Raw genomic sequence first — 13,810 nt, forward strand, 5'->3', positions numbered from 1 at the left:
CGTGATATATTACGGTTGACCCACGTCCGCGCCCGCCTGACAACAGGGCACCTGACGACGTGGGCGGCGCCGGCAGCAAACAGCTATCGCCAGGAGAGCGGTCGGGCCTGCGCTGACTGTTCCCGGTGGATAGCCGCCATCCATTCGCAAACAAAACAATACTGATACTTTTCTCGGCAGCAGAGGAACATAAGGAGCATCTTTATGAAAATCAGAGGGAAAATTGTGGCGACCGGCCTCATTGCCAGTGGCGTTCTGGGGACGGTAGCAGTGGTCAATAAGATTACTGAAGCGCTGGCCGGCGAACTCAGTCCCGGCCTTGCCGGCGAGGGGCGCCGCTATCCCTGGAAATACGGTGACGTCTTCTATACCATACAGGGACCGCGCGAGGCGAAGCCTGTAGTGCTCGTCCACGGCCTCGGGCCTGGTGCCTCGTCCTACGAGTGGCGGCGTAACATCGAAGTCCTGGCTCAAGATTTTCGTGTCTATGCTCTCGACCTGCTCGGCTTTGGCCTCTCGGATCGCCCGGCCATTGCCTACGAGCCGCAGATTTTCAGCGACCTGCTCAGCGATTTCCTGCGCGAGGCGGTGCGTGCACCGGCCCTCGTTGCGGCGCGTGGACTGAGCGGAGCCTATGCTATCGCCGATGCCTACCGCCACCCGAGCAGCTACGAGCGGCTGGTCTTGGTTTCGCCCCCGGCGACCATGCTTGAAGAGCCTTCCCAGAGTCCGCTTCGGGCGGTCTTGCGCCTCGGCTTGCGTCTGCCCCTCGTTGGTCAGTTCGCCTACAATGTATTGACCACCCGGCGCGCCATCCGCAACTACTATGAAGAGCGTGCCTACTACGATCCCTCCCTCATCAGCGATGAGCTGATCGAATACGCCTATATCAGCGCTCATCAGCCCGAGGCGCGCTTCCCTGTAGCCGACCTCCTGGCCGGCAACCTGCATGGCGATGTCAGCGAGCCGCTCGCGCGTCTGACCGTGCCTGTGATGGCGCTCTGGGGCCAGAACGGCGCGGGCACCAGCGCGGCCTTCAAGCGAGTCAATCCCCAGATTGAAACGCACGTCCTTGAACGCTGCGGCGAGCATCTGCAGGAGGAGCAGCCGGGGACTTTCTCTTCGCTCCTGCATTCCTTTGTTGGCAGCGCCGTCTAGGTGACCTTGCCAGATTCTCAGCCCAGGCAGCGCCCGCGGGCGCCCGGGCTGAAGGGTCAAGACCCAGAGGAAGCCGCAGCCTCGCTGAACGGAGCTGCGGCTTCTTGCGTTAGCTCTGGCCCGCGCCCTCTTCCTTCCCTGCTCTCCGGCTCACGAGCGACGATGTGGCGGATGGGGCCGGAACTGCAGGGCCTGAGCTTGCTGGAGGCGACTGAGAGCCAGGTCCACTGCCGCGGCCTGACGATCCATCTGCAGACGGTAGAAGACCCGCAGAGCGGCCCGGTAGCAGTTACGGGCCTGCTCCAGGTAGCCGCTTCTGCTGCGAGGATCACGCCCCAGCTGGCTGTAGGCTTTGCCACGCTCAAATTGCAGCTGGGCCCACTCACAGGGGAAGACTGCGCGCCTGTAGACCTGCAGGGCCTGATCGTAGCAGGCCAGTGCCTGGCGCAGCGCCTCCTGACGCCGCCGGCCTCGGGTTGGCAGACGGCGGTAGGCTCGACCCAACGCCTGCAGGGTAGCCGCCCAGAGGGTCGGTGCGCTTTCAGGCCGGTAGACCTCCAGGGCCGCCGCATAGCAGGTCATAGCCTGCCGCAGATGACGGTAGCGATTGCCCTCACGCAGGCCGCTCCAGGCATCGCCCAGGGCGCGCTGGAGCTGGGCCCATTCTTCGGGATGGCTGTCGCGCCTGTAGACCTGCAGCGCCGCCTGATAACAGCGCATCGCCTGGCGGAGCAGGCCCTCCCGCTGGCCCGCCAGCTGCTGCAGAGCTACGCCTAGATTGTGCTGCACTCTGGCCCATTCGTACGGGAAAGCCTCCCGTCTGTAGACCTGCAGCGCCGCTCGATAGGCCGCAATGGCCTTGTGTAAGAAGGTGCAGCGGACCGGCCCCATACAATCGGCATAGGCATTGCCGAGATTGCTCTGCACCAGTGCCCACTCGACGGGATGGCTGCCCCGGCTATAGATACGCAGGGCAGCCCGGTAGCAGTCGATGGCCCGCGCCAGATATTCCTGACGCTTGCGCCCGGGCAGACTGCGGTAGACATTGCCCAGATTGAGCTGTGTCGCCGCCCAGTCAAGCGGCACTGCCTCGGGCGTGCGCATCTCCAGCGCTGCCTGCAGGCAAATCAAGGCCCGCTCCAGAAAGGGAGGCCGCTCCCCTTCCTGGCTGACACCGGCCAGTTCAGCATAGGCAATGCCAAGATTGTTCTGGAGCCGCGCCCACTCCCACGGATAAGCCTCGCGAGTAAAGACTCTCCTGGCTGCCTGGTAGCACATGATGGCGCGTTCAATATTGAGGCGACGTGGCTGACCAGGCAGCTGGAGATAGGCGTTGCCGCGCTTCTGTTGCACGGTCGCCCATTCGAAGGGATGGGTGACATGGGTATATATTTGCAGCGCCGCCTCATAGCAGGCAATGGCCCGCCGCAAATTCACTGCACGCCCACCAGCAGCGGCCAGCTGGGCCAGAGCATCCCCCAGCCCCTGCTGAGCAGAGGCCCACCCGATCGGATGCTCCTCCCGCGTGTAGACCTGCAGCGCCGCCTCATAGCAGGCAATGGCTTCTCTCAGTTGTTGTTGCCGATCACCAGCGGACAGCTTCGCAAGGATATGACCACGCTCAAGCTGCGCCGCTGCCCATTCGGCATCTTGTCGCATATCATGATGGTTGATCATACCAGAACTCAGCCCCCTGCTGGATTACTTCGTCCCTACTGGAACAATCGACTGTTCCAGCCCTCGCTTGAGATACTCGTCCACCAGCGCCGCTGGACCTCTCCCTCCAAGCTGACGGCCCTCGCTCGTTGCAGAGCAGAGCAAGACAACAAGCTATAGACAAGCCAGCGGCAGACGATAGGGGCAGATTGGTCGATGAGCTACGGCGAGAGACGATGAGCGATGGGTTGATCTGGCTGATACCTTTAGCTTAGAAAATGGAAGCCACATCTGTCAAGCATTCAAGCAGACAGGCAAGATCGACAGGCAGACGGGTAAGGGTCCGCGGCTGGCCAGGTAGCCAGAGCGCGCTTCACAGGCCTGTACCCTCGCCCGCCTCCATGAGCAGGGGAAGAGTAAACCAGAAGGTCGAGCCAGCTCCAGGCTGACTGGAGACCCCAACGCTCCCCTGGTGGCGCTCAATAATGGTCTTGCAGATGTGCAGACCCAGACCAAGGCCGGGGCTGGCGCTCCCCTGGGCCTGGATGCCAGGAACGCGATAGAAGCGCTCCCAGATGCGTCGCTGCTCGGCAGGGGGCAAACCCGGCCCCTGATCACGGACAGAGACCCGAGCCTGGCACCCTTCACACTCAACAGAGACCTCAATCGGGCTTTCGCGCGGCGAGTATTTAATGGCGTTGGTGAGATAATTGGTGACAACGAGGCCTACGCTCTCAGCGTCAACCAGCACCATGATGGGCGCCGGCTCGCTCTCCGGCTCCAGCTCCTGGCCAGCAACCAGCAGACGAATACACCGCTGAGCCGCCGTCGACTGCAAATCGCTCACCGTCTGGCGGACGATGGCCAGCAGATTCTCAGGCCGACGCTGTACCACAAGGCGATCAGCCTGGGCCCGCGAGGACTCTAATAAGTCGCGCACCAGGCGCGTCAGAAGCCCGGTCTGACGATCCGCCCGCTCCAGCAGCTCCTGGACAATGGCCAGTTTCTCACGCTGCTCAGCGGTCAGAGGCAGGCGCTGCAGATGGCGCCGGGCCAGCTGCACATTCCCCTTGATGGTGGTTAGTGGGGTCCTGAGTTCGTGGCTGGCAATACTAAGGAACTCGTCCATGCGGCGGTTGCTCTCGCGCAAGGCCAGCTCATTGGCGCGCGCTTCCGCCCGCTCGTGCAAAAGACGCTCGTGCTCGGTAACCAGGGCCGCCAGACGAGCCACCGCCCGGATGAGCGCCACCTCTTCAGCACTATACTCGTGCTCACGCTCGATATGCTGAATACGGATCAGCCCAATCAGCTGCTGGTCAATGAGCATCGGGGCAATCACTGCCGCATAACGCTCACCGGCCTCAACAGGGACCACGCTGCTGCCACCATCGTTCTGACCAAGCAAGCGATCCGCTCGTAAGGCGGCCACGGCCTCGGGAGGAAAGGAGAGACTGAGCTGCGGCTCAGCGGGACAATGCAGCGGCAGCCAACCCTGCCAGCCCTCACCATCGTATTCATCACCAGCATACGCCAGCAATTGTAGCACATCGCTCTCCGCTGCCAGATGCAGGATAGCGACCTGATGACAGTTCAAAACCTGACAGATCAGCCGCGCAAGTCGATGCGTAATCTCGTGTCTCTGGTGCAGGCCAGGCGCGCCCGTTTCGGCAGATGAGGAACCAACGTGCTCGGGCTGAGGACTGGCCAGGTCGCGCGGGATCTCCACCAAAGCCTCAGCCAGGGCCAGCAGGGCCTCTAGAGCCTCGTGAGTACGCCGTTCGAGGAGATAGCGCTCGGTGACATCGCGCCCAATGGCTACAGCCCCAATCACAGAGCCACGGTCATCGCGCACAGGCGAGCCACTCACACTAATGCGCCGCTCACAACCGTTGGGCAGGCGCAAGAGAAGATCACTGAATGGAGCATCGGCAAGCACCTCGCCGCGGAGCAGACGCTGCGAGGGCCATTGCTCACGCGCCAGCGCTTGCCCGGTGGCATCGCGCAAGTCAAGCCGGGCCAGATAGTCATCAACGGTCATCTCTTTTTCAGAGAGCGGCGCCACCCGACTCAAGAAGCGCCGAGCCGCGGCATTGACACTGAGAATCCACCCTTCGCTGTCAAAGATAAAGACAGCATCGGTCATCGCCTCAAAGGTCGCCTCTAGCTGGTTAGCACGCAGCGTCGCCTCATAGGCCGTCTGAATAAGCTCGTCTTCGAGCCGCTTGCGGTCTGTGATGTCGGTACAGGTGCCAACCCATTCGCGAATGCTGCCGTCAGCCTCGCGGACCGGAACGCCACGCACCCAGAAGGTACGATAGACCCCATCGTAGCGCCGAATGCGATACTCAATCTCGTAAAAACCGCCGCTGGCCAGCGCCTGCGACCAGACGTGCAGCGTTCCAGGCCGGTCATCAGGATGGACAGCATCGAGCCAGCCTAACCCCAGGACTTCTTCAGCACTCTGCCCGGTATAGGCTCGCCAAGAGGGCGAGTCCTCCTCAACCAGCCCCTGAGCATTGGCAACCCAGACAATCTGAGCAGTGGCCGCTACCAGCGAGCGGTAGCGCTCTTCACTACGCCGAAGGCGCTCCTCCATGCCGGCAGCTTCGCCCGCCGGCAGAGAAAGGCCCTCCCCAGAGGGAGCCGGCGGCAGTTCCGGGAATGTGCTCATGGCGTTCCTGCTCTTTTCTTCACCGCTATTCCAGTTTCGGCTCAGAGACGCTTTTGAGGCAGTTCAATCAATAAGGACATTTACCTTGTAATTGATATATCAATATGTTTTGTGGCAGCAGTCTAAGTGTAGCAGGGAGAGCGGGAGTGCGTCAAGTTTTTGCAGGCTCGCTCACATGCTCCTCTACAGGGAGTCTGATGGGGAGCGCCTGCGTTGCAGGAGGTCAAATAACGACGGCCCGCCGCCTGTCGAACTGCGGGGAGGGCTCCAGTTCGGCAGGCAGCAGACCGTTCCAATCTCGGAAGGGTGGGTCTCTTGCTTATCCTGAGCAGCAGGGGCCAGCCGCTGCCTAGCTGACCACCGCGCGGCGGAAGGTATAGATGCCCAGAAAGAGGAAGGCAACAAAGGTCACACCCAAACCCAGCAGCACCCAGCCAATGCCCAGAGTCGGCAGGGTATAGCCGTGGACTGGAGGCACCATTGCATAGCGCAGGCCCTCGCAGGCATAGGTCAAGGGATTGAAAAGGGTGATCACCTGAAACCAGCGGATACCATCCAGCTGACTCCAGGGATAGTAGGTGCAGCCAGTGAAGATGAGCGGCGTAAAGATCAGAGCGAACATCAGGCCAATCTGTTCAGGCTTCACCAGCGTCCCAATCGTCAGACCAAGAGTGGCCCCTGCCAGAGCGGTGAGTACCATGATGCCGATGATGACCCCGATGGCATCGGCGCGCACGCTGTAGCTGCTACCGAGCACCCAATAGGCCAGAGGGAAGATGATCGCGCCGGCCACCAACCCACGTAAGGCCGCAAAGAGAATTTTTTCGAGGGCCACCAGGCTCACCGGCAGCGGGGCCAACAGGCGATCATCGATCTCGCGCCCAAAGCCCAAATCGAGCACCAGAGGCAAGGTCACGCCCTGCAGGGCCGTTGTGACCACCGTCAGCCCGACGATGCCAGGTAGCAGGAGCGAGGCATAGCTCTGCTGAGCAGCGCCAATCGAGGGCAGCACCTTGCCAAAGATGAAGAGAAAGAAGAGCGGCTGAAGGAGCACCTGAATCAGGAAGGGAATGAACTCCCGTCCCGTCACCACCAGGTCGCGGCGCAAGATGGCCAGAAAGGCCACCAGGATCATCAGTAGCCGGCTGCGGGGCCGCCTCTCCTTCGTCTTCTTCTCAAGAAAAATTGCATCTATCGATGTTTCAACACTCATGAACGGAGATTCCTCCCTGTCAGGTAGATGAAGACGTCTTCAAGGCTTGGGCGGGCCACATGGAGATCGCGCAGCTCAGCGCCGCTGGTGCTGACGACGCGCATGGCCTCGACTGCCAGCTCCCCCGCCTCCTCGCCATAGAGGCGGAAGGAGCGGGTCCCGTGATTCTCTTGTCCATCCTCAGCGGGCAGTTCTTCGATGCGCGGTGACCCTGGTAACTGCTCTAGCAAAGCGCGCAGACCATCAGGAGAGGGAGCGCCATCCCCGTTATGGGAAGCCATAGCCGTCTGAGGAAGGCGCAGGCGCAGCTCCAGGCGCGTTCCGCCTGGCACCAACTTCTTGAGATTATCGGGCGTATCAAGCACCAGGATATGGCCATGATCCATAATGGCAATGCGCTCGCAGAGCTGCTCGGCCTCCTCCATATCGTGTGTCGTCAAGAGGATCGTCACCCCGCGCTCGTGCATGGCGCGAATGCGGTCCCACAAGAAGAGGCGCGACTGCGGATCAAGGCTATTAGTCGGCTCGTCGAGAAAGAGCACGTCCGGCGAGTGCATCAGGGCGCGGGCCAGCATCAGCCGCTGCGCCATTCCACCCGAGTAGCGCCTGATCTTTTCACGCCCCCGTCCCTCCAGGCCCAGCTCCTTAAGCAAGGCCTCGGCGCGCGCCTCGCGCTCCGCTCGTGGCACGCCATGATAGGCAGCGTGGAAGGTCAGAATCTCACGCGCACGCAGACTCTGGTCCAGATTACTGCGCTGAGGCACCACCGAGATGCGCTGCTTGACGCCGATGGGATCACGCACCACATCAACGCCCATGATCTGCACCGTGCCGCTGGTGGGCAAGACACTGGTCGTCAGAATACCGATGGTCGTGGTCTTCCCTGCCCCATTGGGGCCGAGCAGACCGAAGATCTCACCGCGACGCACGCTGAAGGAAATGCCATCGACAGCATTCACCTTGCTGTGCGGATAACACTTGACGAGATCGCGCACCTCAATGGCCAGCTCTTCTGTCTCCTCTGTCCGCATCGGTACTTTTCTCTCCATATCTGTTTGAGACATTTTTACTATCTTTACTCACTTTCTACAGCTTCACCAGCTGCGGCAGATCTGCAGGCAGATCATGCACAGCAGCAACGGGAGGACCTCCTTACACTCTCATGGTCATTGAGACCCCTCTCCATAGAGACAGTCGCCCCCCCCGAGACACTCTACGCTGCCCGCTAGCTGAGCTGTTGTCTGGTCGAGGAGAAGCCGCCGCTGACAGCTCTCCTTCTGGTGGTCCTGGCAGGCTACGAGCAATGCGCACAGCGTGGTTGCCACGGCCCAGGCTGGCGCGTGTCCTTTCCTGGATGGGCCTCTTGCTCAGCATAATTCACCAACTCTATGGCTATATATGCCATACCTATTGGAATTTTATCACGAGACCATGAAAATATCAATATTTTCATGGCGGATAATACTAGAGTGGTGAAGAGAGACGCTGCTGCCCCTCATCGGCCCGCTAGATATCCAGGAACTCCACGCCGTCCTCTTCCTGATCAGCTTTCATGACTTGACAGACCGCCTCATACAGCTCTACCGGCAGATGAGCGCCTAGCTCCTCCAGAGAGTCGTAGACCTCCAGCCGATAGCCATAGTCTTGGGGCCAGCAGGCCCACTCGCGGCCCTGACAGCTTTGTCGCGACCAATATCGCGAGTCGTTCCAGTCTGGTCCTTCTCGAACATAGACAGCAAACTTGCCTTTGCGCGTCAGATAGACGCGATAGAGCATTTCGCGGCCTTGCTCTGGCTGGCGACTCAGACCACGGGCCAGCAGGCGCCCGAAAAAGCGCTTATAGACACGGGCCATGCTGCCCACCCTGACCGTGATTTCCTCAAAACCGGTCCGTCGCGCTTCCTCGCGCTCCACAAAGCGACGGAGGGCCGCGGCAATGGTAGCCGAAAGGTTACCACCCGCCAGCCGCTGAGCCTTCTCAAAGATCGGGAGATCAGCATCTGCTACATAGATGGTGCGATTTGGCAATGTCGGTACCTCCTACCGGGGCTTCTCTGCGAGTTCTGACCAGACCCCGCACAGGGTTCAGCCTTATTGAGCCTTCTCACACAGTTCCGCCACGCTTCTCCTCCAGCTATCTCAGCGCGACAGAAAGATCTGTATACTTCTACGTATATGTAGCACTGCATGACAGTATAATATACGTATACGTATATTTTCAAGGAGGGTACAAGGGAGCAGTTGAGGACAGTTCAACCTGGCCTAGCCGGGTCTTGTGCGTCCTGGCCAGGGAGGGGCCAGTGAGGCCCGCCCCCTGGAGGTGCGGCGTAGCCTCGCTCAGCCCAGGCGCTGAAAGCCAGAGAGACGACCGGCGCCTGAGTGGGCTGGCTTCTCTGCTAGGAGCAGCCCCAAAGTACATCGACGTAGTTCGCTGGCCCGCTGAAGCGCAAGAGGTAGCTGCTGGGGCAGCCTGTCCCTTGAGAGAAATCGCGCACAATGATACGGACTTGCTGCATGCCCTGGGGGCGGATCTGCCCGCTGGCCGGGAGCAGATAGATGTCACTGCGCCCGCCTTCGTTTGAAGGAACCGGCCAGAGGCTGCTGTTGCCGCCAGGGCCGGCGATGCTGGTGGACCAGGCCAGGTTTTGCTGAGTGGCGCCGCGGCTGCTCAGGATGAGGGTACAGGACCAGCCCGGGTAGCCGCTGTTATCTACCGCCGGCAAGGTGTAGACGCAGTCGCTGCTGCTGGCGCCGGGGTGAGCTTGCAGGCTGGCTTTATCAGCCAACAGCAGGGGTTGAGCAGCCTGGGCAGTGGCGGTAGCGGCGAGCTGGGCCCGGGCCCGGGCCTGGGCGACGGCAGTCGCCTGGACCTGGGCCCGTTGTTGAGTCTGGACGGTAGCGGTGGCCTCTTGTTGAGCACGTGCCGTGGCACTGGCCTCCTGCAGAGCGCTCGTCGGCACAGTTGCACTGGCCCGCGTCTCGGTCTGGCTCTCCTGGCCGGGTCCCTGGGCCGCCCTGGCTGTGGTCACACTCTGCCCAGATCTGCCACTCTGACCTCCTCCTCGGAGGGCAGCAGGCTGGCTGGCTACCAGGAAATAGGCCAGCAGGCCGCTGCTGGCAAAGAGCAGGGCTAGAACCAGGAGTACGGTCAGGACCTGGGCGGCACCGCGTCGCGCCGGGCGCGCGAGCTGGCGTAGTTCGGTCGTGCTCTGGCTCCTGGTAGGGGACGCCGCCATTGAACTCGTTGCAGCTGGTGTCGTTGATGCTTCAAAAGACGCCCGGTACTCGCCTGTTGTCCCCGCCCAGCCCGAGAGAGAACGCGGTAGCGTGCCACTGAACCTCGGGGTAGGAACCGGGCCAGTCACTGCGGGAAAGGTCCCGCTCAGAGCTGTTTCCTGTCCTGGCTCGCTGCGGCCCGGCCAGGCCCCCAAGGCCCGCTGTGGAGTAGCGGCGAAGGCGGTGGGAAAGGCAACTGTGGGACCTCGCAGGTCCCGGACGACAGAGGGGCACTCGCAGCCACCGTGACTGGCGTGGGCGCCGGTCCCGTGCCGCTGCTGCCAGCAGCGGCGCCGGCCAGCAGCTCGTCCGGCACCACGTCAAGCTTGAGTAAGAGGTCTGGTAAGGCTTCCTCAGCCGACAGCGGCGAATGCGCTCCTTGACGTTGCCAGCCGGCGACCCGCAGTGTCTGCCCATCGACCACACCGGGCCCGATCTCAACCTCGACCTCTTCGCCCGCCACATTCAAGCGCCGGCGGGTGCCATCTCGCGCTTCGCTCCGGCTGATGGCCAGCCGCACTTCGATCAATCCGCTCTCCTCCGACCAGCCAGCCGTGTTCGCTGCCTCCTCTGAGTCCGGCAGCAGCAAAGCCCTGCCGGTAGCGGCCCGCTCCAGGGCTTTGGCAAAAGCGGCCACCGAGCTAAAGCGCTCCTCGGGACGTTTGGCGAGAGCCTGCAGTAGCACCCGATCAATCGCTGGCGACAGAGCCGGATTCTGGCCGCTGGGCAGCGGCGGCACCTTTTGCAGATGCTGGAACATCAACGGCCCCGGCCCACCTTGAAAAGGAGGTTGACCGACAAGCATTTCGTAGGCCATGATGGCCAGAGCGTATTGGTCGGTGGCACAGGTTGGCTGGCCCTCCCACTGCTCAGGCGCCATGTAGGTCGGAGTCCCGCGGATAATCTGACCGGTGGTCAGGCTGGCTTCCGCAATGCGAGCGATGCTGAAGTCGCTCAGAAGGAGATGCAGGCGCCGCGGCTGCCTCGGATGGAGCTGTATTAGCAGATTGGAGGGCTTGACATTGCGATGGATGATCTGATGATCGTGGGCATGTTGCAGAGCGTCGGCAGCCTGACTGATGAGGTCGCAGACTTCCTGCGGGCTTAACGGCCCAAACTGCGAGCGCAGGCGTAGCCAGCCCGCCAGTGATCCCTCGGGCCGATAGGGCATGACCATGTAGAGGAGCAGCAGGCGCTGCCAGGGCTCCTCGCCGTAGTCGTAGAGGTCCAGGATGTGAGGATGATCAAGCCGGGCAATGGCCTTCAGTTCGCGCTCAATATATCGTCTCGCCTGCGAGGCCGCACTGGCTTCAAGGCAGGTCGTGGCTTCGGCAGTGATGATCTTGATGGCTACCCGGCGCCGCATGTGCAGGTCGTCAGCCAGGTAGACCTCGCCCAGGCTCCCCCTGCCTAGTGAGCGCACTAGACGATAGCGACCCTGAGCTAGCTGTGTACCCTCACGTAGCATTACCTTCCCCGCTTTCTCCAGCCCAGTATTTCTTCTGCTATTGCAAATATATATGGACATACACTACAAAAATGTACTATGTCAGCTATGCTTAACTATAGCATATTCTTGCAGCAAGAAGAAACAGCTGGGATATTGCTCCCGGGGGGGGACAGAAGAGAAGAAGATCAGCGGGCTGGTTCTGTCTCTGTCCCCCAGCAGGCAGGCAGAAAGAAAGCAGGAGGGGAGGGCGAACCTACTAGAAATGCTGCTCTTGATGCAGCCAGCGCCAGAAACTCAAGCTCGCCGAGAAGAAGGTCATCGTGTAGCTGAAGAGCAGCTCCTGATGAATGCCAGCCTCCAGGTCGATATGTTCCTCCAGACAGATTTCTGCGTAGGCTGCACTTTCTGCTTCATAGCTGCGCAGATAGCTTTTCGGCCAGCGTCGCTCTCGATTCCAGGTATTGCAGAGCACGAGGGCCCGCTCCCAGCTCTCCGGTTGAAAACGCCGACTGGTACGGCAGAGCAGCGCGTAGATCTCGCGCTGCTCTCCCTGGGCCATCAGATAGAAGGTCACTTCACAGTTATACTGCGGATCATATTGGAACTGGACGACAAAATCGTTGTCCTCGTCACGGAGGAAGCGCAAATTCAGGCTGCGAAGGCAAGCTTCGATCATGGTATGGGAAAACGGTTCAATAGTGGCCATCTACTATTACCTCCTGTGAGAGATGACTACACGGACAATAACGATCTGCTAGCTTGCCGACTGTACCAGGGCAGGCGATGCTGAGCCTGCCAACGGCTGAAACCAGAAAACTGCCTCTCCTTGGGGCTCTTTCTGTTGGAAACCCCGAGGCTTGCAGCGAGCTTCTCTGGTCAAGTGAGAAAGAGACGCCCGTTAGATCGCCGCTGCCTCAAGACAACTGGAGAAAACCATACTTGCGGCGTAGTGGAGAGTGAATGCAAAGCAGGCGCAGTTCAGGCGCTCCCTCTAATAAGGAACGCTCACCACTCCGACTTCCAAGGCATCTCTTTGCCCTTGTAAGAGAAAAGTACAGCGCAAGATGACCCCACTACTAGCATGTGCCTGGCCTGCTCTTCGGGCGGGCTTGCAAAGTTGTGCTCCAGGAGCGCCTTTCATACTGATGATCGCCTCAGCATCGATAGAATATGCTATGATAGCAATAGTCAAGCAGAGAGCCAGGCCAGCCGGTTCAACTTTCGACCTCGCCGTCGAGGCCGCCAGGCTGAGATTGACCATCAAAGCGCCCGGTCGCTACAATAGGGCTGGACGCCAGGAGCAGGCAGACCGGAGCGCTTTCTTGCCAAAATCAAGGAGGGTTAATGCGTATTCGCAAAGCCGTATTGCCAGTGGCGGGACTGGGCACGCGCATCCTGCCCGCAACGAAAGTTATCCCGAAAGAGATGCTGCCGCTGGTCGATAAGCCAACCTTACAATATATCGTCGAAGAGGCTGTGGCTTGCGGTATCGAGGAGATCATTTTCGTGACCAGTAGGAGCAAGCGCAGCATCGAGGATCATTTCGATGCCTTTCCCGAGCTGGAGCAGCTGCTGGAGCAGCGTGGCAAGTTGCAGGAATTGGAAGAGCTGCGGCGTGTGCAACAGATGGCGTATTACAGTGCCGTGCGCCAGCCCGAGCCACTGGGGCTAGGGCACGCCATTCTCTGTGCACGGCCCCTGGTAGGCGATGAGCCGTTCGTGGTCATGTTGGGCGATGTGCTGGTCGCTGAGGAGACGCCTTGCTTACCCCAACTGATGGCGATCCATGAGCGCTACGGCGGCTCGGTGGTCGCGCTCGCTCCCGTGCCAGATGAGCTGATTCCTAGCTACGGCATTGCTGCTGTAGAGGAGCTTGGCGAGCAAGCCTTGCGGATCACTCATCTGGTAGAGAAACCGCCACGGGAGCAAGCTCCCTCTAATCTGGCTGTGATGGGGCGCTATCTGTTGACGCCCGATATCTTTCCGCTGTTGGAAGAGACCCCACCTGGTTCCGGTGGAGAAATCCAGGTCACCGACGCCATTGAGCGCCAGGCACGCGAGGGGCGCTGCTATGGCTTACGCTTTACCGGCACCTACTACGACACCGGCACACGCCTGGGTTTGCTGACCACGACGATCACCTATGCGCTCAAGCGCCCCGATCTGGCGCCTGATTTGCGAGCTTTTCTGCGTCAGGCCCTGCAGGAGGCGGAGGGCTAGCCCGCCTCGCTTGTTCGTTCGTTCGTTCGTTCGTTCGTTCGTTCGTTCGTTCGTTCGCTCGCTCGCTCGCTCGCAGCGGCTGTCAGCGAGCAGACAAGGGGCCGGGCAAGAGGGAGAGTGAGGCAGTCCATCCGACGCTGTCCTTGTCTCTCTCCTCTTCCCGGCC

Annotated in this window: 10 protein-coding genes; 2 read left to right on the forward strand and 8 right to left on the reverse strand. The window is 60.8% G+C overall.

The features are described 5' to 3' along the window. Nucleotides 1–204 precede the first annotated feature (204 nt). Complete coding sequence (locus tag N688_RS20140) at nucleotides 205–1,158, forward strand: alpha/beta fold hydrolase (RefSeq protein WP_052890955.1); 954 nt, start codon at nucleotides 205–207, stop codon at nucleotides 1,156–1,158. Between the two features lie 150 nt (nucleotides 1,159–1,308). Here the strand turns inward: N688_RS20140 and N688_RS20145 are convergent, their stop codons facing one another. The 8 genes from N688_RS20145 to N688_RS20180 all read right to left on the reverse strand — a co-directional run bounded on the left by N688_RS20145 (nucleotide 1,309) and on the right by N688_RS20180 (nucleotide 12,130). Further along, nucleotides 1,309–2,835, reverse strand: a complete 1,527-nt coding sequence (locus tag N688_RS20145) for a tetratricopeptide repeat protein (protein WP_052890956.1) — start codon at nucleotides 2,833–2,835, stop codon at nucleotides 1,309–1,311. Nucleotides 2,836–3,187: 352 nt separating this feature from the next. After that, nucleotides 3,188–5,485 carry a PAS domain-containing sensor histidine kinase gene (locus tag N688_RS20150; RefSeq protein ID WP_052890957.1) on the reverse strand — a complete coding sequence of 766 codons (2,298 nt, stop codon included), beginning with the start codon at nucleotides 5,483–5,485 and terminating at the stop codon, nucleotides 3,188–3,190. 349 nt (nucleotides 5,486–5,834) lie between these two features. Continuing rightward, nucleotides 5,835–6,698 (reverse strand): ABC transporter permease, encoded by an 864-nt coding sequence (locus N688_RS20155; RefSeq protein ID WP_202901979.1) that lies wholly within the window; start codon nucleotides 6,696–6,698, stop codon nucleotides 5,835–5,837. Beyond that, complete coding sequence (locus N688_RS20160; RefSeq protein WP_052890959.1) at nucleotides 6,695–7,729, reverse strand: ABC transporter ATP-binding protein; 1,035 nt, start codon at nucleotides 7,727–7,729, stop codon at nucleotides 6,695–6,697. Before N688_RS20160 ends, N688_RS20155 begins: the two co-directional genes overlap by 4 nt. 475 nt (nucleotides 7,730–8,204) lie before the next feature. Next, nucleotides 8,205–8,726 carry an EXLDI protein gene (locus tag N688_RS20165; protein ID WP_052890960.1) on the reverse strand — a complete coding sequence of 174 codons (522 nt, stop codon included), beginning with the start codon at nucleotides 8,724–8,726 and terminating at the stop codon, nucleotides 8,205–8,207. Nucleotides 8,727–9,094: 368 nt separating this feature from the next. Further along, nucleotides 9,095–9,934: a hypothetical protein gene (locus N688_RS20170; protein ID WP_052890961.1), complete on the reverse strand. Its 840-nt coding sequence runs from the start codon at nucleotides 9,932–9,934 to the stop codon at nucleotides 9,095–9,097. A gap of 146 nt (nucleotides 9,935–10,080) precedes the next feature. Continuing rightward, on the reverse strand, nucleotides 10,081–11,442 hold the full coding sequence (locus N688_RS20175) for a protein kinase domain-containing protein (protein ID WP_052890962.1): 1,362 nt from the start codon (nucleotides 11,440–11,442) through the stop codon (nucleotides 10,081–10,083). A 238-nt stretch (nucleotides 11,443–11,680) separates the two neighbouring features. Next, nucleotides 11,681–12,130 carry a type III secretion system chaperone family protein gene (locus N688_RS20180; protein WP_052890963.1) on the reverse strand — a complete coding sequence of 150 codons (450 nt, stop codon included), beginning with the start codon at nucleotides 12,128–12,130 and terminating at the stop codon, nucleotides 11,681–11,683. Between the two features lie 638 nt (nucleotides 12,131–12,768). Between N688_RS20180 and galU the strand changes: the two genes are divergently transcribed. Further along, complete coding sequence (gene galU / locus N688_RS20185; RefSeq protein WP_052890964.1) at nucleotides 12,769–13,644, forward strand: UTP--glucose-1-phosphate uridylyltransferase GalU; 876 nt, start codon at nucleotides 12,769–12,771, stop codon at nucleotides 13,642–13,644. Nucleotides 13,645–13,810 lie beyond the last annotated feature (166 nt).

It is taken from the genome of Thermogemmatispora carboxidivorans, assembly GCF_000702505.1.
In the GTDB taxonomy this organism is placed as follows: Bacteria; Chloroflexota; Ktedonobacteria; order Ktedonobacterales; family Ktedonobacteraceae; genus Thermogemmatispora; species Thermogemmatispora carboxidivorans.